This is a genomic window from Allobosea sp. 01N443 (assembly GCF_056399325.1).
The window spans coordinates 1-513 of sequence record NZ_JBFTRC010000430.1 but is presented as its reverse complement, the minus strand read 5'-3'; the positions used below and the strand labels follow the sequence as shown (position 1 = coordinate 513).

Genomic DNA, 513 nt, shown 5'->3' with positions numbered 1-513 from the left:
AGTCCCGGCATTTGATGGATTGGATCGAGCCTGAATCGTTCTGGCTCTGAAGTCCAGCATTTGCAGATGAACTCGTAGGGTGTGAGCCCCCTAAGGGTCTTCAGCCGGCGGCCGAAATTGTAGGCGACAACGAAGTCTGTGAGGTGCGCCTCGAACTGGCGATGATCGTCATAGTGGAAGCGCTTGACGGTCGCTTCCTTGATGGTGCGGTTCATCCGCTCAACCTGCCCGTTGGTCCAGGGRTGCTTCACCTTGGTGAGGCGATGCTCGATGCCATTCTCGYGGCACCGCATGTCGAACATGTGGGTGATGTAACGAGCTGTCGGCCCGTCGGCGTAACGAGCCGGGAAGGTGAACTGGATTCCGTTGTCCGTGAGAACGGTGTGGACCCGGTACGGTACCGCGTCGATCAGAGCCACCAGGAAGGCAGAAGCCGAGGTCCGGCCGGTCTTCCTGACCACCTGGACGAAGGCGAATTTGCTCGTGCGATCAATGGCCACGTAGAGGTAGAGC

At 58.9% G+C, this 513-nt stretch carries 1 protein-coding gene; it reads right to left on the bottom strand.

Annotated elements, in window-relative coordinates:
* A partial coding sequence (locus tag AC1DRP_RS36835; RefSeq protein WP_476771178.1) for an integrase core domain-containing protein occupies window positions 1–513 on the bottom strand: 513 nt, incomplete at both ends.